The 19,255-nt window shown below is 47.7% G+C and carries 20 protein-coding genes and 1 tRNA gene; 9 read left to right on the forward strand and 12 right to left on the reverse strand.

Features of this window, described 5'->3' with window-relative positions; genetic code table 11:
• Positions 1-3 precede the first annotated feature (3 nt).
• The 6 genes from A8O29_RS18215 (at position 4) to A8O29_RS18240 (ending at position 4,718) form a co-directional block, all read left to right on the forward strand.
• On the forward strand, positions 4-948 hold the full coding sequence (locus A8O29_RS18215; RefSeq protein ID WP_125354721.1) for an XdhC family protein: 945 nt from the start codon (positions 4-6) through the stop codon (positions 946-948).
• Positions 948-1,517, forward strand: a complete 570-nt coding sequence (locus A8O29_RS18220) for a nucleotidyltransferase family protein (protein WP_125354720.1) — start codon at positions 948-950, stop codon at positions 1,515-1,517. The genes A8O29_RS18215 and A8O29_RS18220 overlap by 1 nt, the downstream gene beginning before the upstream one ends.
• Positions 1,518-1,607: 90 nt before the next feature.
• A complete protein-coding gene (locus A8O29_RS18225; protein WP_125354719.1) occupies positions 1,608-2,267 on the forward strand; it encodes a DUF1345 domain-containing protein in 660 nt (219 codons plus the stop codon).
• A 106-nt stretch (positions 2,268-2,373) separates the two neighbouring features.
• Positions 2,374-3,225, forward strand: a complete 852-nt coding sequence (locus A8O29_RS18230; protein ID WP_125354718.1) for an aldo/keto reductase — start codon at positions 2,374-2,376, stop codon at positions 3,223-3,225.
• Between the two features lie 13 nt (positions 3,226-3,238).
• Positions 3,239-4,228, forward strand: a complete 990-nt coding sequence (locus A8O29_RS18235) for an aldo/keto reductase (RefSeq protein ID WP_125354717.1) — start codon at positions 3,239-3,241, stop codon at positions 4,226-4,228.
• Positions 4,229-4,523: 295 nt separating this feature from the next.
• Positions 4,524-4,718, forward strand: a complete 195-nt coding sequence (locus A8O29_RS18240; RefSeq protein WP_125354716.1) for a YdfD/YebW family protein — start codon at positions 4,524-4,526, stop codon at positions 4,716-4,718.
• A gap of 474 nt (positions 4,719-5,192) precedes the next feature.
• Here the strand turns inward: A8O29_RS18240 and A8O29_RS18245 are convergent, their stop codons facing one another.
• From A8O29_RS18245 to A8O29_RS18270, 6 genes are all read right to left on the reverse strand, one after another.
• Positions 5,193-6,050 carry an HNH endonuclease gene (locus A8O29_RS18245; protein ID WP_125354715.1) on the reverse strand — a complete coding sequence of 286 codons (858 nt, stop codon included), beginning with the start codon at positions 6,048-6,050 and terminating at the stop codon, positions 5,193-5,195.
• 106 nt (positions 6,051-6,156) lie between these two features.
• Positions 6,157-8,490, reverse strand: a complete 2,334-nt coding sequence (locus tag A8O29_RS18250) for a primase-helicase zinc-binding domain-containing protein (protein ID WP_125354714.1) — start codon at positions 8,488-8,490, stop codon at positions 6,157-6,159.
• Positions 8,491-8,503: 13 nt separating this feature from the next.
• On the reverse strand, positions 8,504-8,827 hold the full coding sequence (locus A8O29_RS18255; protein ID WP_125354713.1) for a DUF5375 family protein: 324 nt from the start codon (positions 8,825-8,827) through the stop codon (positions 8,504-8,506).
• Positions 8,827-9,048, reverse strand: a complete 222-nt coding sequence (locus A8O29_RS18260; RefSeq protein ID WP_001071227.1) for a hypothetical protein — start codon at positions 9,046-9,048, stop codon at positions 8,827-8,829. The genes A8O29_RS18255 and A8O29_RS18260 overlap by 1 nt, the downstream gene beginning before the upstream one ends.
• The gene (locus tag A8O29_RS18265; RefSeq protein WP_125354712.1) at positions 9,045-9,602 is read right to left on the reverse strand and encodes a host cell division inhibitor Icd-like protein; all 558 of its coding nucleotides are present in this window, start codon (positions 9,600-9,602) and stop codon (positions 9,045-9,047) included. Before A8O29_RS18265 ends, A8O29_RS18260 begins: the two co-directional genes overlap by 4 nt.
• On the reverse strand, positions 9,599-9,859 hold the full coding sequence (locus A8O29_RS18270) for a helix-turn-helix transcriptional regulator (protein ID WP_035595081.1): 261 nt from the start codon (positions 9,857-9,859) through the stop codon (positions 9,599-9,601). Before A8O29_RS18270 ends, A8O29_RS18265 begins: the two co-directional genes overlap by 4 nt.
• 917 nt (positions 9,860-10,776) lie before the next feature.
• Between A8O29_RS18270 and A8O29_RS18275 the strand changes: the two genes are divergently transcribed.
• Genes A8O29_RS18275 through A8O29_RS18285 form a run of 3 tightly spaced genes read left to right on the forward strand, consistent with a single transcriptional unit; the run spans position 10,777 to position 12,354 of the window.
• Positions 10,777-11,526, forward strand: a complete 750-nt coding sequence (locus A8O29_RS18275; protein WP_125354711.1) for a phage polarity suppression protein — start codon at positions 10,777-10,779, stop codon at positions 11,524-11,526.
• Positions 11,526-12,098 carry a phage polarity suppression protein gene (locus A8O29_RS18280; RefSeq protein ID WP_125354710.1) on the forward strand — a complete coding sequence of 191 codons (573 nt, stop codon included), beginning with the start codon at positions 11,526-11,528 and terminating at the stop codon, positions 12,096-12,098. Before A8O29_RS18275 ends, A8O29_RS18280 begins: the two co-directional genes overlap by 1 nt.
• Entirely contained in the window at positions 12,079-12,354 is a 276-nt protein-coding gene (locus A8O29_RS18285; RefSeq protein ID WP_125354709.1) for an Ogr/Delta-like zinc finger protein, read from the forward strand. The genes A8O29_RS18280 and A8O29_RS18285 overlap by 20 nt, the downstream gene beginning before the upstream one ends.
• A gap of 308 nt (positions 12,355-12,662) precedes the next feature.
• On the opposite strand, the gene A8O29_RS18290 is transcribed toward A8O29_RS18285, so the two are convergent.
• From A8O29_RS18290 to proA, 6 genes are all read right to left on the reverse strand, one after another.
• Positions 12,663-14,339, reverse strand: coding sequence for a UvrD-helicase domain-containing protein (locus A8O29_RS18290; protein ID WP_125354708.1), 1,677 nt, complete (start codon positions 14,337-14,339; stop codon positions 12,663-12,665).
• Positions 14,332-16,227: an ATP-dependent nuclease gene (locus A8O29_RS18295; protein WP_246316625.1), complete on the reverse strand. Its 1,896-nt coding sequence runs from the start codon at positions 16,225-16,227 to the stop codon at positions 14,332-14,334. The genes A8O29_RS18290 and A8O29_RS18295 overlap by 8 nt, the downstream gene beginning before the upstream one ends.
• Positions 16,228-16,293: 66 nt before the next feature.
• Positions 16,294-16,464 carry an AAA family ATPase gene (locus tag A8O29_RS22800; protein ID WP_246316626.1) on the reverse strand — a complete coding sequence of 57 codons (171 nt, stop codon included), beginning with the start codon at positions 16,462-16,464 and terminating at the stop codon, positions 16,294-16,296.
• A gap of 6 nt (positions 16,465-16,470) precedes the next feature.
• On the reverse strand, positions 16,471-17,640 hold the full coding sequence (locus tag A8O29_RS18300; protein ID WP_125354707.1) for a tyrosine-type recombinase/integrase: 1,170 nt from the start codon (positions 17,638-17,640) through the stop codon (positions 16,471-16,473).
• 163 nt (positions 17,641-17,803) lie between these two features.
• Positions 17,804-17,879, reverse strand: a tRNA-Thr gene (locus tag A8O29_RS18305).
• 115 nt (positions 17,880-17,994) lie between these two features.
• A complete protein-coding gene (gene proA, locus A8O29_RS18310; protein WP_125354706.1) occupies positions 17,995-19,248 on the reverse strand; it encodes a glutamate-5-semialdehyde dehydrogenase in 1,254 nt (417 codons plus the stop codon).
• Positions 19,249-19,255: the final 7 nt, after the last annotated feature.

Consider the following 19,255-nt stretch of genomic DNA (forward strand, 5'->3'; position numbering starts at 1 on the left):
GCGATGGGACAGAACGCGATATGCATCGCCCCGGCTGACACGGCCCTGATCACGCCTGAGCAGGCGTTTTTGAGCGATGACAGCCGGGAGATTTTACGCTTTGCGCTTGAGGCATTAACGGCCGGAATGGGCGCGTCGCTGGTCACGCTGGTGGCGATTCGCGGCGGCGCGGCACGCTCGCTGGGCGCGCAAATGGCGGTGCGCGAAGACGGCTTATACTGCGGCTTTGTGTCCGGCGGCTGCGTGGAGGCCGCGGTGGCTCACGAGGCGATGGCGGTCATCGCCTCGGGTCAGGACCGCGAGGTGCGCTACGGCGAAGGTTCGCCTTATTTCGATATCGTTCTGCCCTGCGGCGGCGGTATCACGCTCAGCATTCATCGGCTGCGTGCTGCGCAACCACTGCTGGCGGTGCTCAACCAACTGGAACAACGTCAGCCCGCCGGGCTGCGCTATTCGCCGAAGTCACAGACGCTACACAGTATCGCCACGCCGCCGAAAACCGGCTGGCAGGGTGACGCCTTTGATACCGCCTATCGCCCCGGCGTGCGGGTGATTGTGTTTGGTCGATCCATTGAGGCGCAGACCACCGCCGCGCTGGCGCAGGCCGTCGGTTACGACGTCCGCGCCTGTACCGATCTCGACTCGCATATCGACAGAATGATCGATGCCGACACCGCGGTGCTGCTGCTGTGGCATGACCTTCACCGCGAGCTGCCCGTTTTACAGGCCGCCCTGCGCGGCAAGCCTTTTTATATTGGCGCGCTGGGCAGCCATCGGACGCATGTTCAGCGCAGCCAATCACTGAGAGAACGTGGCTGGAGCGAAGCCGATATCGCGCGGATCAACGCCCCGATCGGCATCTTCCCCAAAGCCCGTGACGCCCGCTCCTTGGCGCTTTCAGTGTTGGCCGATGTGGCAGCGGCCCGCCAGCAAACCGGGGAACCGTAATGCCCTCCCCCGTGGTGATCATTCTGGCCGCCGGATGCGGCGAACGGTTTCGGGCGAGCGGTGCCACAACGCATAAACTCGATGCGCTTCTGCACGGCCAATCGGTGTTAACGCACGTGATTCAGGCGGTAAAAGACGCCGGGCTGGCGTGGCATTTGGTCAGGCCGGAGGGCGGCACCCGCGGCATGGGCGAATCCATTGCGCTAGGCGTCAGCGCCGCCCCGCACGCCACAGGCTGGTTGATTCTGCCCGGCGATTTACCGCTGATTCAACCCGATTCACTGCGACGCGTCGCCGAAGGGCTACGCGAAAAACCGGTGGTGGTGCCGCACTATCGCGAGCAGCAAGGACATCCGGTGGCGTTCAGCCATGACTTTCTGCCGCAGCTGGCAGCCCTGACGGGGGATTTCGGCGCGAAAGAGATCGTCCGTAGCGCCCGGCTTCACCATCAGGTTCTGGATCTGGCTTTGCAGGACGGCGGAATTGGGCACGACATCGACACGCTGGCGGATTTAGCGCTGGCAGAGCGGGCGCTGAGCTCGCATCAATGGCGCAGAACAATGGACTGAAACACCGCTCAAATTCCCGTTATCTCAAGGCCCTCCCCCGCGCCGTCGTCTACAGTTAATCTTATCAATCATTTGTAGAACAATTACTTTATGGGCTTTTCGCTAAGGACTCACCTGTTCACGCGACTGCGGCTGCTGATTTCCATTGCCGCTGGCGTTATCTGTTATTTCGCCCTTCCCGCAACGTTAGGTATGCTGCAACGCATGTTGATCGGCTGGAATGTTCTGGCCTGGCTGTACCTGATTTTTATCTGGTTTCGGATGTTGCGTACTGACGTGAAAGATATTCCGCGGATCGCCAAAATTCAGGATCAAAGCGCGGGGCTGGTATTGGGCATGGTTATCGTCGCGTGTATGGCAAGCATCGTGGCGATTTTGAGCGAACTCTCTGCCCTGCACTCGCTTTCCGGCACGCCGCGCGTTGTGCATGTTGTGCTGACGGCCGCGACGCTGATTGTCTCCTGGGCGTTGCTGCCAAGCTCATTCGCGATGCATTACGCGCACCATCATTATCTGCATCGTGGCAAAGGGGTTTCGCCGATGATCTTCCCTGAAAAGCCCGACGATCCCGGTTACTGGGATTTCCTCTATTTTGCTTTTACGATTGCCGTTGCGTCACAAACGGCGGATGTGGCGACCGGCACCACCGATATGCGGCAGATTACGCTCCTGCAATCTGTCATCTCATTTGTCTTCAATCTGGCGATTTTAGGTTTATCGGTCAACGTCGGCGCCGGATTGCTGAGCTGAGCCCGTATTAATGAGCTGTTTTCATTAACCCTAGCGGATTACACCCTCTAATCAAATAAATCACCCTGCGCTATTCTTTGCCGACACAACAGCGAAGGATAACGTCATGCACTCTGTAAAACTGAACAACGGCATTGAAATGCCCCTGCTGGGCTTTGGCGTATTTCAGATGACGGATGCCGCCGAATGCGAGCGCGCCGTCATTGATGCCATCGAAACCGGCTATCGCCTGATTGATACCGCCGCCTCTTATCAGAATGAAACTCAGGTCGGCAATGCGCTGAAACAGAGCGGTATCGCGCGCGAAGAACTGTTTATCACCACCAAACTGTGGCTGCAGGACACACATTATGAAGGCGCTAAAGCGCAGTTCGAACGTTCACTCAATCGCTTGCAGCTGGACTACGTCGACCTGTATCTGATTCACCAGCCTTATGGCGACGTGCACGGCGCATGGCGCGCGATGGAAGAGCTGCATCAGGCCGGGAAAATCCGCGCTATTGGCGTGAGCAACTTCCACCCGGACCGTCTCGCCGACCTCACCGCATTTAATAACGTGGTTCCGGCGGTGAACCAGATCGAAGTGAACCCGTTCAACCAGCAACTGCACGCGGTGCCGTGGATGCAGACCCACGGGATCCAGCCTGAAGCGTGGGCGCCATTTGCCGAAGGCAAAAACGGTCTGTTCCAGCACCCGGAGTTAACCACTATCGGCGCGAAATACGGCAAAAGCGTGGGCCAGGTTGTCCTGCGTTGGATCTTCCAGCGCGGCATTGTGTCGCTGGCGAAAACGGTGCGTAAAGCGCGGATGGAAGAGAACATTAATATCCTCGACTTCGAACTCAGCCAAGAAGAAATGCTGCAAATCACCGCCCTCGACAGCGCCACCAGCGCGTTCTTCTCGCATCGCGATCCGGCGATGGTGCAATGGCTGACCGGCCGTAAACTCGACGTGTAATGAGGAATTGTTAATGCAAAAACGTTATCTCGGTAAATCTGGTCTGGAAGTCTCGGCATTGGGCCTGGGCTGCATGGGCCTCAGTCATGGTTATGGTCCGGCAACGGACACCCGTCAGGCGATTGAACTGATCCGCAACGCCGTCGAGCGCGGCGTAACCTTCTTCGACACTGCCGAAGTGTATGGCCCATATCTGAACGAAGACGTGGTCGGCGAAGCATTAAAACCGTTCCGCGATCGGGTGGTTATCGCCACCAAATTTGGCTTCACTTTCGGGGCTGACAACAAGCAGCAGATTTTGAACAGCCGCCCGGAGCATATCCGCCAGGCGGTAGAAGGCTCGCTGCGCCGCCTCAAAACCGATGTCATTGATTTACTGTATCAGCACCGCGTTGACCCGGACGTGCCGATTGAAGACGTCGCGGGCGTGGTGAAAGATCTGATTGCAGAAGGGAAAGTGAAACACTTCGGCCTGTCCGAAGCGGGCGCGCAAACACTCCGTCGGGCACATGCCGTGCAGCCTGTCGCCGCATTGCAGAGTGAATATTCCATGTGGTGGCGTGAGCCTGAACAGGAAATTCTGCCGGTACTGGAAGAGTTAGGCATTGGTTTTGTGCCGTTCAGCCCGCTGGGCAAAGGCTTCCTGACCGGGGCCATCACATCCGGTACCACCTTTGGCGCGGATGATTTCCGCAGCAAGGTGCCGCGTTTTGCCGCCGAGGCCATTGAAGCCAATGAAAATCTGGTCACCGTGCTCGGCGAACTGGCTGGCGAGAAGGGCGTGACCCATGCGCAAATCGCGCTCGCCTGGCTGCTGGCGCAGAAACCGTGGATCGTGCCGATCCCAGGCACCACCAAACTGCATCGACTGGAAGAAAACCTCGGCGCAGCGGACATCACCCTGTCTCAGGCTGAGTTACGTAAGATTGGTCTGGCGCTTGAAACGGTGAAAATCGTCGGCGACCGTTATCCGGCCGCACTTCAGGCTCGCGTGGGTCGCTAAGGTTCCGGCTGGCTTGTCACTGGTGGCAAGCCAGCTACAAGAGGATTCTCGGAGATTAAATACACGCCTGATATTTGCGGAGCGTAATTATTACGTATATTCCATAACTTTATTGTCCAAATTTGGATCGGGACTTATTTCATTAAGAATGATCTCATTTACATCGACACAACCGGTTCACTTTGATGTATATTAACTGCCCAGAGAAATTTTGCGTAATTCCGGGCCAATGAGCGAGACGTTCCGAATCCCTCTCAGCGCCTGAAGGACGTGTTAACGCATATTAAGGAATGACATGTACGGGTTAGTTCTGATTATCTCATTTGCCACCGGCGCGACTCAAAGCAACGTTATCGGGGTCTACAGCAGCCAGGAACAGTGTGAGGCGGCATCGCAGTCCCACCCTTCTAACACCCATTGCGCTTATATCGATCCCGATAAGGGTCTGGTAGCCGCCAAATCGAATAACAACGATGCCTCGCAGTCCTAATAGAAATTCGCGCGTCTGAGCGGCGAGGTGTAATTAATCCCCCCGACGCGCGACCTTCCCACCGAAATAATCCTTCCGATTGCCATCTAAATATCGACACCGTATATTCAGTGCCCTGTAGTGACTATTCATAAGTTATGGTAAAAGACTCGTTTGCTGAATGGGCAGACAGAGGGCTATGACAAAATGAAGTGGTGCGATAATAGGAATGAATAAAGCACACCAACTTATTGTTTTTAAATGATTTAATGTATTCTAAAAATAATCCTATACACATGACTATACACATTTCCGGAGGCGTTCAAAAATCACTCACCTTTATACCCAACAAAATACTTTTTCTTGAGATAACCATGCACACTGTTCACACAACTTAATTTTCTTTTGATATCAATGCAATAGGTGTGAACTTTCCAGTGAAGAGTGAACACCCACCCTTCACTGACACATATATAAGAAGGTATAGGAAAACCTTTATTTATTTTTTTGATTCGAATAGGGAGATTTTGTTACCAACTCGCGGAGCATATGGATACTCATATCCTGAGAACTTTGATGCACTACTCTATGACAATTTGCACATAGTAGTATGAGATCTTCAAGGCCTGTTTTTGTTTCTCCCGTTTCAGAAAGAGGGGTGACGTGATGGCATTCTATGTAGTCAAACTCTTCCCCGTAAAAATCAGAAAAGGAAAAGCCACACGCTTCGCAGAAAAATTTACCATATTTTGTCTTATGATTTTCTTTTTTCAGTTTTGATATCTTTGGGTCCCTAACTATATCCTTTACTATTTTATAAATTACTTTCCCTTCCGAAGAGGACATCGCAACAGAATTAGCTTTTAAAGTAATTGAATTTTCTGTTATGGAATCAAATATTTCCTCCTCAAGCTTTACAACATCCCCCTTCAAATGAAAGGAAATTAATGTTTTGCTAATAAAATCATCACCTAAACCATCAATGAGAAAGTCTTTCTCTTTTTCAATAGATTCAATTTCAAATTGAAATCGATATGGGTAAATATTGTCATCCCATATATGAGAAGTATCCTCATAAAAACCTTTTGTAACTTTCCCCTTAACAACCTCTTCTACAACACCTTGGAATTTATGATATTCAGAATTTTTTACTCTTGGAAATCCAGGTAATGGATTGGGGAATTTGCTTTTAGGGCGTGTGATATTATATACAAAGACTATCTCATCCCCCTCGCTAACTTCTTTCAATTTGGAGTCATTTTTTAATTTCTTTAGCCCCCATACTTTATTTTTCTTACCGATGTTGTAATTTTTAGTCGATTTTCCACCAACATAGATAACCCAAGTGTTCATTTTTTATTCCAATCCTTAGTTACACCCTCTATTTGTTGATGATTAAGATATATCTCAATACTTATAGATTCAATTAAAAAGACCGACAATTGTCGGTCAAAAAAAGTTATAGAGAGATCTGTTCGCTGCACTTTGGCAACCAATCTGCATTGCTTTCCTCCCGAAGGGTAAGGTTAGTCTGCATTCCCTGATTAGTCCGTCGCTTCTCATACTGCAGCCCATATTCCTTGAGCATTAACGGCAATCCTTTGCCAAACATGGTCAGACTGAGCGTATTTTTATAGCCATTGGCTTCCATGTAGACCAGATAGGCATGGTAAAGGTATGTACGAGGCTGACGTGGGACAATGTTAGCGTTCCCCATAAACATTCCCGTGGTGTCAGGTAAGACTTCAAGGTATCCGCAAAAATCAAACGCTGAATCAGCATCACGTTTGATGGTGAGCGCTTCATCGGAGTTCTGCTGCGACTGAAGTAATGCCCTGGCGCTCATTGGGTCGCTGAAACGCTGCATAAGCTGGCGAACAATCACTGCTAGCTCGCTGGCAATTTTCTCTTTGAGCTGAGTATCGCGTTCCTCCGGGGCTATCTGGTCGGGGAAATGCAGGATCACTCTTCGGCGTGAAACTCCACCACTACGATCAGTGAAACGCATCGGATTATTGTTCACAGCCAGGATAACTGCAGGAATGTGGGTTGAATAGGCGTTCTGGTATTTGGGATCAACGGATACCGCATCGCCGCCAGTGATGGCTTTTAGTCCGGCCCCGTCACCGCTCCACTTTTCCTGGTCGGGAAGTCGAATCAGTGAAAAACCAATTAATGCGGCTCGTTCTCGTGGTGATTCAAGCATTTCAATGGTTGCCGAGGTAGCGTTATCCTCACCTGCCAGCATCGTTGCTATTTCAGCCAGAATACTCTTTCCGCTTCCGCCAGGGCCAGTAACCTCCAGAAACAGCTGCCAGTCATAACGGTTAGCCAGCACCATAAACAACGCCGCCAGAATGATGTCCCGCTTTTCCGGTTTGAAGCCTGCGGCACGATCCAGCCAGCGCCAGAACGCCGGGGCATGAGTTTCCAGTGCCTCACCGTCAACGGGCTGCGTGTAATCCACCTCGCACAGCGTACGTAACCAGTGCTTCTTATCGTGCAGGCTAAACAATCCTGTACGGGTATCGAGCACACCGTTGCGAAACCCGATCAGCTGCCGCGCCGGATTCTGTTGTTGCGGAACAATCAGTTTGAGGGTTTCCACGAGAGAGGCAATTTTTCCGGATGAAAAAGGTGCGCCGAGGCGCTGAAACAGCGCAGCCACATCACGGGCAAAATCGGCGTAAGAGATAACTTTCCAGGCCCCCGCCTCATAGCGTGAAAGGAGCTGCCCGTTAGGGTCTACCGCCAGTGCATTTTTATAGTGGTCCACTACCCTCTGCGCTTTTTCGCTGACGCTCAGCGCGGTAAATTCAGCTTCGCTCATTGTGTCGAAGGGGCTGGCAATAGCTGGTTTTATTACTTCATAAATTGCCTGCCGGGTGGCTTCTTCGCCGTTCTGCGTGAATGCATCGTTCCAGTCACCAAACACAGGTGGGAGCGCCATTGTGCAATTGCAGGCCCTGGAAGCAGCTACGCCCCTTGTTTGCCCCGCACCGTTGAGATCGCGGTCAGCAGCAATAATTATCTGGTGCGTTGGGTACTGAGTGCAGGCAATACTCGCCAGGGAAAGGAAATTGACGGAAGAAAAGGCCACCATGACAGCATCGCCAGTCAGATGGTTGATAGTGAGTGCAGTGGCATATCCTTCCGCTATCCAGAGTCGTTTGGCTGCTTTGGCAGTACCTTCAACCATGTAAAAGGCATTCTTAACCTGACCGCCTTTAAGGAAGCATTTGCCCCCATCAGCGTTGATTAACTGCAGATTTACCAGCTCCCCATCTGCATACAGTGGAACGATAAGATCTCCCATACGGAATGTCACACCACCGACTTTATGCACAGTGGTTAATTCCCGGCAAGGCAGTGCAGAAAACCCTTTACCCGTCAGATAGGCATTGCCAGTGGTCTGACGGGATTTCTCAAACAAACGGGCTGCCAGCACGGCTGCAGCTTGTCTCCCGGCCTCTTTTTCAAGAGAATCAGATTCAAGGATTTCCTGAGATACGGGTGGCAGATTTCCGGTAATGCCGTTTATTCTGTCTGCCGCTTCACTGATGCCTACATCCAGTACTTTGCTTACAAGCGCCAGGCCATCACCTGCCCCGCACTGGTTGCAGAACCACGTTCCCCGCCCTTCCTGGTCATCAAACCGAAAGCGGTCTTTCCCGGCACAGACCGGACAGGGCTGGTGTCGATTTTTCAGTACGTTTACGCCCAGTGCGGGTAAAATTCTTGACCAGTGACCGCGAGCTGCTTTCTCAGCCTGGCTAACTTTCATTCCTGACATTGTGCGGCCCTCCTTAGTGCAGCGCTGGTTTATTGAGGTGACGGGAGCAAAGTTCATCCATTACCGTCATTCCGAGCAGTGAGAGAACCGGACAGGCTTTAAGCGGCCCCGACTCCATCAGATCCGAAAGCAACGCGCAGGCAATTTCCAGTCCTCTTTGCTGCCCGTGCTGGCGCAGATAGAACCCTTCCAGCTCGCGGGCGATGGCATCTTCAAGTTCAGTGAGCGTCAGGCCGGAATAACGTTCCTGCTGACTGCTGATAGTCAGCCAGGCACATGCTACGGCACGGCGATACAGAGCGGCACGAAGTGCCAGATGAGATTCACAGGATTGCATCAGGCCACCTCCGCATTCATCAGGTCGTCATGGCAGCGTTGCACCACTCCATCCAGTTGCTCTGTCATCAGATAGATGAGGGAAACCAGTTGTTCGCATTGCGCACCTGCTGGCTTTTCATAACAGTCCTGCAGGGCTGCCATGCCAGTTACATACTCACCCACATTGCGTAAATGTTTCAGCCTCACAACGTCGTCGTAGGAGATCTCAAACTGGTTCATAGCGTCACCTCCCTGGCAGGCAGGCGTGCAGAAAGGGAGAGCACATAATCACGGACCAGCGAAAGGCGCGCGGAACGCTCATCGCAGGCCACAGTGCGAAGCATACAGATGCGGGGTTGAGTGTCAGCCCGGCGGATTGCGGCAAACACAAAGACATATTGCGGGTATGACGGGGTGAGGATTGTAGCCATGATGGCAGCCTCCATTGAGTAGCGGTTATTGCTACCACCGGAAACGCCAATTTCACTGGTGGCAGCCCGAACGGGGTTGGCGTAACCGGCCTCAATGGATACCGGCCAGCCCGAAGGCTGCCCCGCCCGGACTGCCATTATCTCGAAAGAACCACGGTGTACGCATAAACACCACAGTCCGGAAAATGGATGTGCCTGAGCTACGACGAAAAAAAAGACGCCTGGCGCGTCTGGTGTCGCCATTGAGTTTCGCGGAACGCCAATTCCGGCTGCCGATTTTGCGACAGCAAAAAAACTATACCTGGAAATGACGGCAGTAAGCAAGCCAGAAAAAAGGTATTTAATGTATTCAGGTATCATCATGCATCACATCCCCGCCCACGTGCGCTGATACGGTCCGCCATCCAGGCGCTGACCTCAGACTGTGCCCAGGCGACATTTTTACCGCCAAGCGGGATCTGCTTCGGAAACGCATCGCGGCTGATCAGGTCGTAAATGGTCGAACGAGACAACCCACACAAGTGCATCACCTCGGGCAGACGTAAAAAACGCTCATGCTGGTTCGATACAGGAAACAATGGCGCAGCAGGAGCTGGCGCAGACACAGAAATATTATGCATTTATCTACCCTATTTAATTTCCAAAGCAGTCCGGATAAATTCATCCGGATTCAGGTAGTTCCTTATTATGTGTATATAACTCGCTTGCGCACGCATTATTTATTTAGCGTCACACATTGATTTTATGGAAGTGAAAACCCTATCAAACCATATAAAACGACATAATGAACATCATGCCTGCGAACTATAAATACAGGAGCATTAATAGGAACTACCATTCATCCCGGGTTTACTACCCCATGGGTCATTGCACCTGATAGTGTTGGCCCCATCGCCCATACAGCAAGGCCGTAAAACTTCTACACGAGGCCTTGCATTGCAGGCCTCAATTTCCGGACATATTTATGAATCGCATCCAACGTATAAACATTGGGTCTGCATAAAAACCTTGATGTTAAATAATCTCACCTTAAATATTAAAATACATCCGAATGAATCCATAAAGAACCGGACAGATCTAGTTTTATAAAAATCAGTATGAAATGCAACACCATGGTCAGAGGCGAAAATGTTATTTTCCGGAAAAAATATGCAGTCTATTTCAGCGCCTGTCGAATACTACCGAATAAGGGTGAATAGTGGTGAGGAGCAAAAATCAAATATCCATGAGGAATAAAATAGCCATCCATTATGAAAAAATACCATAAATGATTTTATTCCCACGTGAACAGCTATGAACAGTCGATGAATACTGTCCCGCCAACCCTTCACTTTTTAACTTACTGTATTATCTATTTTTTTAACTAAGTGAATAGTAGTGAACAGTTAAAGTAAGTCTGAAACAGCCTCAGTTAAACGAGGCCTTTTCTGGCTAGCCAAAAGAGGTCTTTGTCTTGTCGCTCGCACAATGGCATTCAATGGCAGCTTTGTATGCATGACAGCACAATTGACACCACGACAAACCACCAGGTGCTGACATGACTATCCCAGAACAGAGCAATAACCCGATCGCTGATATTTCTATCCCTGCTTCGACGCAACAGGCGCTTGAAAAAGTGAATGTCGCTAAATCAGCCTGGATGGAAGCCCGTCGCAAGCAAGGTGATGCTGCAGCGATGCTCACAACAATACGTAAACGCCGTGTAGAAACGGAAACGGAGGCAAAGGCACAAAATGAGGAATGGCGGCAGATGTTCCATGAAAACCAGGGACAGGTAACGCCAAAGATGAAAAAGCTCCGTGCTGAGATTGCTCTGGGCCGGGAAACGCTCGACGAGTTTGATGACCTGCTTGCAGCCCATGCCGGAGATAATGAATTACTGCCCTGGAATACGGCGAAACTGGCCCGTGGGTACATTCAGGCGCACGACGACCTAATCGAGATCCATGTTACCCGGCTATGGGATGATTTCATGGGACAGCATGGTAAGAATCTTATTCAACTCCTGAGCCTGCTAAAGGTGACAATGGGACGGCGCGCCAGCGCTTATCTGGGCGTTGTCCATGAGGTGAATGACCCTGAAACGTTATTACGGAATTTCGTTTTCTCAAAAATTACCGACCCAGCAATAAAACAGGATGAATCATTCCAGAATGATCCTTTCCTCAAAACGATTGGTGTACGTGCTGACAGTATTGCCTATCAGGACATTAAGAACGCCCCAAGCCCGGCGGCGCAAATTCGTATTCAGAAACAGCGTGAAAAAGCGAAGAAGGAGCAAAGCTGATGAACGCTACTATTCCCCCTCAGGAAGCGCTGCAGCACTATCGGGATGCTTCTCAGAATTGGTTATCCCTTCGTAATGAACAAAGCACAGCCCAACTACGGCTGCAGGCATTGTTGCTGTCTGCAGATAAACCCGCCAATTACGCCTGGCAGGTTGAAACTCTCAGAGAAAAGCTCGAAGTGCTTGAATGGCAGATCAGTTGTGCGGCAAGCGATAGCCTCTACGCGCAAAGAAGTGTTGTGGATGCCTGTGTTGATAATGCCTTAAGTGACTTTATGGCAAATTCGGGCAAGGCGCTGACCTCAGCACTGGCACCTTATCTAAACGGCCCCTTTGGCCTTGATGTTGCTGCACGTGTGCTGCGTTCTGCACTGGCGCACCATGCAGAACTCAATGCTCCAGAACTGCTTGAGTCCTGCCGCGATATCCTGGATGAATCAGGTTTGTCGCCTGATACCTCAATGCGCATGGATGCATCCAGGAGATTCACTCCGGCGAAGCATAAAACTTTTCAGGACAGACTCAAGCGCCTGAAACTCATGGAGGAAGCCTATGGCTTTACAGTGTCCTGAGTGCGGTGCAATCTCACATGCTCGTTCCAGCTTTTATGAGGCCCCATCCATAAAGCGGACTTATTATCAGTGCAAAAACCTGGAGTGCTCATGCACATTCACCGCACTGGAGAGCGTGGACACGATTATTGCCCGGCCTAACAAGGTTGAGACCAAGGATGAAACCGCAAGCGAGCAATCAGAGAAGTCAGCTCACACACTCGGAAAATATGGCGCAGCCTCCAAGTTATCTAACCGCCAGCAAATTCCGATGTAACGACTCAGAGCAATTATTGAACCGGCTCATATGCCGGTTTTTTATGCAAACTTTCTGACTTCCCTGCTAACGTTGAGAGTGCAAGTATATGCTGCATGAATACGCATGACTTTATGCACTGGTATTTTTACCTCTCAGACCGCACACGGCTTGGATGAGAGTCTTTCATGCACCTGCATGAAAACCACTGCATAAAGCGCGCAGGCGTGGCGGGGATACGAGCGCGCGCGCAGGGGTAAAACTGTACTACATTTCTATTTGTATACCTAAAGGCTCCCTCGCATGCAAAATGCTTTAATTTATTAACTTCAGTCCAATTCTCGAATAAAGAAAGGGCTAACCTCCCTTCGATCATCTATAAATATGCTCATGTAATCCTTTGCTCTAGAAAAAGCTACATACATTAATCTGTTAGCAATATCTTGAGCATAATCATTTCCTTTATCATAAGACGATTGATGTGGAACTACTTTGTCATGATATCCAATAGTTATTACATAATCATATTCTTCACCCTTTGAACCATGTATTGTTGACACAGATACAACATTTTTATCTTTGTTTATCATTTTTTTTATCGCCCCCATACCAGCTTTAATTTTCGCTACGGAAGCTGCTGCATTACAAATATTATAATCTGTCTCTATCTTAATGGATCTTTGATACTTCACTTCTAAAAAGACATAAAGCTCTTTCAACCATAAAATAAAATTATTTTTTACAGATTGAAATTCTTTTAAATCACGCTTAAGCTGCAATGGACTTAGATGGCTTAACTCAGGAATTGAGTCAATTATCTTTCTTGCTAAAGAATGCCTTCTTTGATAGTTAACAACATTTACATCTAGAAGAACTAACTTTATTAATTCGTAAAAAACTGTATTTCTTAGACAATAAAGTGGATTTGTAGATTGAAAATCATAAACAAAACACTCAGAAATATCATACAAATCATTGATCAGTCCCATGAGGTAGTATTTATCCGGGCCTATAATCGCTATGCCATCAACACCATTATATTTTAAGTGATATTTATTTATTAGATTGAAGATTCTTTTAGGCAATTCACCTTTCGATATATCTCTTATAATAGGCAGTCTACCATCACCTTCCCGCATAGAAATAACATCATTACGCGAAGCGGAATATTTTTTATAATAATTGACCAGTGATGTAGACGACCGGTAACAACCAGACAACGTTTCATGTCTTAATTCAGACAATTGTAACTCAGACTTTAGAATATCTTTGTTTTTTACAGATACACCAAGATCCTGAAAAATAGCCTGATCATTATCACCAACTATAAAAACAGAAACACGATTATATCTCGTTATATATGACAAAGCCTTAAGCTGGATTAAGCTGGTGTCTTGCGACTCATCCAAATAAATATTACCAATCAACTTTGAAAGATGCTCACATATTTTTGGATTGTCATTAAGAAAATCAACACCCAACCTTATAATATCATCAAAATCAATATACTTATTATCCTCTTTGATTCGATTATATTCTTGAATGACCAGCAACTCTTTGTCTTTACTATCCACCGCATGGCAATAAGGTACTACAAATGAATTACCTTCTTCATCACAATTATAACGTATTCTTGTTTCTAATTTTTTATCAGCCTCTATACTTTGAATTATCTTCCTTTGCTTATATTCTGAAAGCAAAGAAAACCCATCCACAAGTCGTGGGATGGCTCCAGTGTATTTTTTAACAACCCACTCTAAAAGAAATGAATGAATAGTACCGCACCAAACCCTCTCAGTATCTATATTGAGATTATCTATCCTGCTTGAGATCTCATCAGCTGCAGCGTTAGTATGAGTTAGTACAATGTGCCAACGAAAACCTTCATTATGATATAAGTTATCCTCAAGCATCCCAATTAATAGTTTTGTTTTCCCAGCCCCAGGGCAGGCGCTAACCAATAGATTGCTTTTAATATTTATCAAACCTCTCTTTTGATCATCCATAATGAACCTCGAGCAAAAGAGTTAAAGGATCATTAGGGCAATGCTCTTTGAATACTGCCAAGGCAGCATCTAAATTATCAATAACAAAAGCCAAATCATCACGCCCAAGAGTATTATTTAACAAATCATTCCCATCTCTATTTTTAATGACTTCGACACGATATCGAACCATCTTAGCTAGAGTAAATTTATTAAAATCACCCGTAAATCCTAATGAATGACAAAGTGCCTCAGGTATTGGGAAATCGGCATCAAGCTTGTCAGCCAGCATCATGGCAAACCAACCCTTTTTATGCTTATTTGCTAACTTTAAAGCGTAACATCCGACTTTTTGTCTATCAGAGGATGAAAACGCTTCTTGATATGGGCTATAAAAGGCTTTCTTCTCAAAGGATTCATCAGCTATCTGATCAAAATACCTTACGGCTCCTGACAGGACTAAATCGATTTCAAAAGTAAATTTAGAGTAATAGGCGCGAATAAAACTGTTACCCCCAACAATTTTATCCAAAATGACTTTGCGTGCAATACCGGATTCTGCTGATTTTACAGCTTTATTATATTCTTCTTGTGATAAATAATCTGGCTTATTGTCGCCATACAGATTTATATCATCGTCTGTTAATATTGCACATTTCTTTTTAATCCGATCTGCATGAAACAATGAAGATAGTAATTCAAACCCAGTACCCCGAACAGATACCAATGAAATACCAAGCTCATCAAGTGTAACTCCAAAAGTATTTTTGACAAGGTGAGGGATTAATATTTCCTCTGCATCCCCCTCAATTAGAATTACATTTTTTGCAAAAAGAATATCTGTTCTTATGGCATCAAGGAATCGTTCAATACGATTAATCTTCTCATCTTCGAGTCCTTTTGAGGGTGAACATGAAATAGTTTCAAGACCTTTTTTTACAAGTACATTAGTAGTTGAAATATTTGATACTGATGAGATGTGGGTTGAATGCGTAGATATAAAAACCTGAGTCCTATTATTTTTTAGGTTGCTAAATAATGATTTTTGTATATGTGTATGAATATGAGCCTCAGGCTCTTCTATTATCAGGAAGTTAGCCAGAAGATTTTTACTGATGCCCTCTTCATACTCATACAGTTTCAAAGCCAAATAGATTAAATTTGCACCTCCAAGACTCATTTCTGAAAGTTCAGAGACATATCCTTCAGAAAGTGAGTCTCCTGCTTTTAATTGTAAAACTTTTACCAATTCTTTGAGTTCACTTGGTAATTCAGAGGTAACATTTAAAACTGGTGAATACGTTGTACCAACAGCATTAGTTATTGATAATAATATCCCATCCGAGAGTTTTTTTACCTCATCAATTGATGAGATTTTTTCATTTACATCCCTGATGTTTTTACTCAGGGTCTCATCATTATCAATTCCTTTAGATACATATTCTAAGAGCTTTTGAAATGGATTGAATCGATTGTTCTTAAGTTCACTAACCACATCCCTCAAAGCACGAGCATAGGTGCAACTGATATTATCCTGTATATTATAATTACGCTGCCTGTTACCAATTAAATTAATTCGTTCTAGCTTAGGATCTGAGAATAATAGTGTATTAAAGTCACCAACCACAAGAGAGTATGTTTGGTTATCACTAAAATCGGCAGTACCTTGGCATAACACTAAAGTTTCATAGGTTGTCTTATCAATTAAATACTGTTCTTTCAGAGTATGATATGCAATTTTACGTTCTTCATAATCTTTAATTTCATTCAGTTTAAAGAGTTGCTCTCTTATGTAAAATTGCGGTCTATAAATATAAGTTATTCGCCCAGTCCCACCACCATTAACAGTAGTATTTAATTGACACAGTAGCTCTGATTCTTCATCCCCGCCTATCTCATCAAACTCCAAGCTAACTATTACCCAATGGCCAAATGCACTTCCTAATCCTCTGTGAAAATCATTTTCTAAAAGAAATCATTTATAATAAGGCAAAGTATCATCAAGTATAAGTCTCATCGCCTCAAAAACATTTGTTTTCCCCGATGAGTTTTCACCAACAATAGTATTAACACATTCTTTTTTAAAGGACAGAGATGTTGCTTTGAAATTCCTAAAATTTCTTATTGAGAGCGTCTTGATAAACATATATTTTCACACCTTGAATATAAAATGGGAGTACCATTGCATCATTCTTTTTCTACCAATGATATATTGAGCATGGTTATACGTTCCTCTAATTGAATTTTTATCAACATGAGCCAACTGAAGTTCAATCCATGTAGTATCAAAATCATAATCGTGAAGGATAGTCGAAAAAGTATGCCGAAAACCGTGACCAGTAACCTTCCCTGCATAGCCAACACGCTTGATTAATTGATTAACACTCGCTTCACTCATCGGTTTGTTCGGATCGTTCCGCCCCGGAAAAACATAACGATAGTTCCCTGTCATGATCTTGAGTTCATTGAGTAAATCTAACGCCTGAGTAGACAATGGCACAAGATGTGACCTGCGCATTTTCATCCTTTCAGCAGGAATTTCCCAAATAGCGTTATCTAGATCAAATTCTGACCATGAGGCAGCTCGTAATTCGATGGTTCGAACACCCGTAATCATGAGTAATTTCGTGGCAATCAGGACAAGCCGACTTCCGGTATAACTGTCTAAAGCACGCAGAAAATCGGGTATCTCATCAGCTTTTAGGAACGGGAAGTGATTTGATTGATGTACTTCGAGGGCGCTGGAGAGATCTGCCGCAGGGTTATACTCTGCCCTACCCGTAGCTATTGCGTAGCGAAACACTTCGGAGCAACGCTGCCGCACTTTGCGCATTTTCTCTAACGCACCACGTTTCTCAATTTTACGCAGCACGTTAAGCAGCTCTAACGGTTTAATCTCTCCTACTGGTCTTGCACCCACATAAGGAAAAATGTCGTTCTTAAACGCCTCCATGATGTCTGATGCATATCCTGCTGACCATTTGGTCGACTTCAGCTGATGCCACTCTCTGGCAATCTTTTCGAAAGCGTTCTCAGACTCGGTTTGCAAAGCAATCCTCTGCTCTTTACGAACCTCACTCGGGTTCTTACCTTCCGCGACCAATTTTCGGGCATCATCACGACGAGAACGGGCATCTGCAAGTGTGATCGTCGGATACACCCCAAGCGAAATCATTTTGGGTTTGCCTGCAAAACGATAGCGGAACCGCCAGCTCTTACTTCCATTAGGTTCTATAAGCAATGACAGCCCTTGCCCATCCCCAAGCGTATAGGGTTTATCTTCAGGCTTAGCGCGGCGAATCTGCATATCGTTTAAAGGCATGTGTATAGGAATCCAAGACCGAACAGGAACATATACACAATCCTATACACATTCTGTATCGGATTCTACTGGATGGTTACGGACGACGATGGACTAAAAAGCAGTAAAATCGTTATAAATCAGGGAGTTTATGGATGAATATGGACGTTTGAGGAAGTTGAGATGGTGCCGATAATAGGAGTCGAACCTACGACCTTCGCATTACGAATGCGCTGCTCTACCAACTGAGCTATATCGGCACTGAGTGCTGCAAAACACTGGGGATGTGCTTCGGGGTAAAAGGTTAAAACTCTGCGGGTGATGCGTCAATGGCCTTGAGAATCAAACGCCTATTTTTGCATCACCCGAGTTCAATTACGCACGAATCGTGTCGTCGCCGAAGCCAATCCATTTGTAGGTCGTCAGCGCTTCGAGGCCCATCGGGCCGCGGGCGTGCAGTTTCTGCGTGCTGACGGCCACTTCCGCGCCGAGGCCAAACTGAGCACCGTCGGTGAAGCGCGTTGAGGCGTTCACATACACTGCCGAGGAGTCGACTTCGTTGATGAAGCGGTCCGCGTTGCGCAGCGTACGGGTCAGAATCGCATCGGAGTGTTGCGTCCCATGCAGACGAATATGCGCAATGGCATCGTCCAGGTCATCGACCAATTTCACGTTCAAATCCAGCGACAGATATTCATCGTCATACTGCTGAACCTGCACAGGAACCACGTTCGCCGGGCCTTTTTGCAGCGTTGTCAGCGCGTCAGCCTCGGCATGAAGCGTCACGCCACTCTCCGCCATCTGTTGGCTCAATGCAGGTAAGAATGTGTCGGCAATGGCGCGGTTTACCAGCAGCGTTTCCACGGTATTACAGGTGCTCGGACGCTGGGTTTTGGCATTGACGATAATCTTCAGCGCCGGGTCAAATTCAGCGGTGTCATCCACGTAGATATGGCATACGCCAATCCCACCGGTGATCACCGGGATCGTCGACTGCTCGCGGCACAGCTTGTGCAGGCCCGCGCCGCCGCGTGGGATCAGCATGTCGATGTATTTGTCCATGCGCAGCATTTCATTGACCAGCGCGCGATCCGGGCTTTCAATCGCCTGCACCGCACCCGCAGGGAGCCCGCACTCTTCCAGCGCCTGCTGGATGACTTTCACCGTCGCAGCGTTGGTGCGCCAGGTTTCTTTCCCACCTCGCAGAATGGCGGCGTTACCGGTTTTCAGGCACAGCGAGGCCACGTCGACTGTGACGTTCGGACGCGCTTCATAAATCACGCCCACGACGCCCAGCGGCACGCGGCGACGTTCGATGCGCAGGCCGCTGTCGAGCAGCCCGCCGTCAATCACCTGTCCGACCGGGTCGGCGAGTTTGCACACCTGGCGCACGTCATCGGCGATGCTTTTCAGGCGAGCGGGATTCAGCGCCAGTCGGTCCAGCAGCGCTTCGCTCAGCCCGTTGGTGCGCGCTTCATCAAGATCCTGCGCGTTGGCGCTGAGGATGGCGTCGGTTTTCGCTTCCAGATAATCAGCAATCTTTTCCAGAACCTGATTTTTTTCACGCCCGGACAGCTGCGCCAATTTGTACGAGGCCGCTTTGGCCGCGATGCCCATTTGTTCCAGCATTGAAGGC

The sequence above is a fragment of the Scandinavium goeteborgense genome (assembly GCF_003935895.2).
Taxonomy (GTDB): Bacteria; Pseudomonadota; Gammaproteobacteria; order Enterobacterales; family Enterobacteriaceae; genus Scandinavium; species Scandinavium goeteborgense.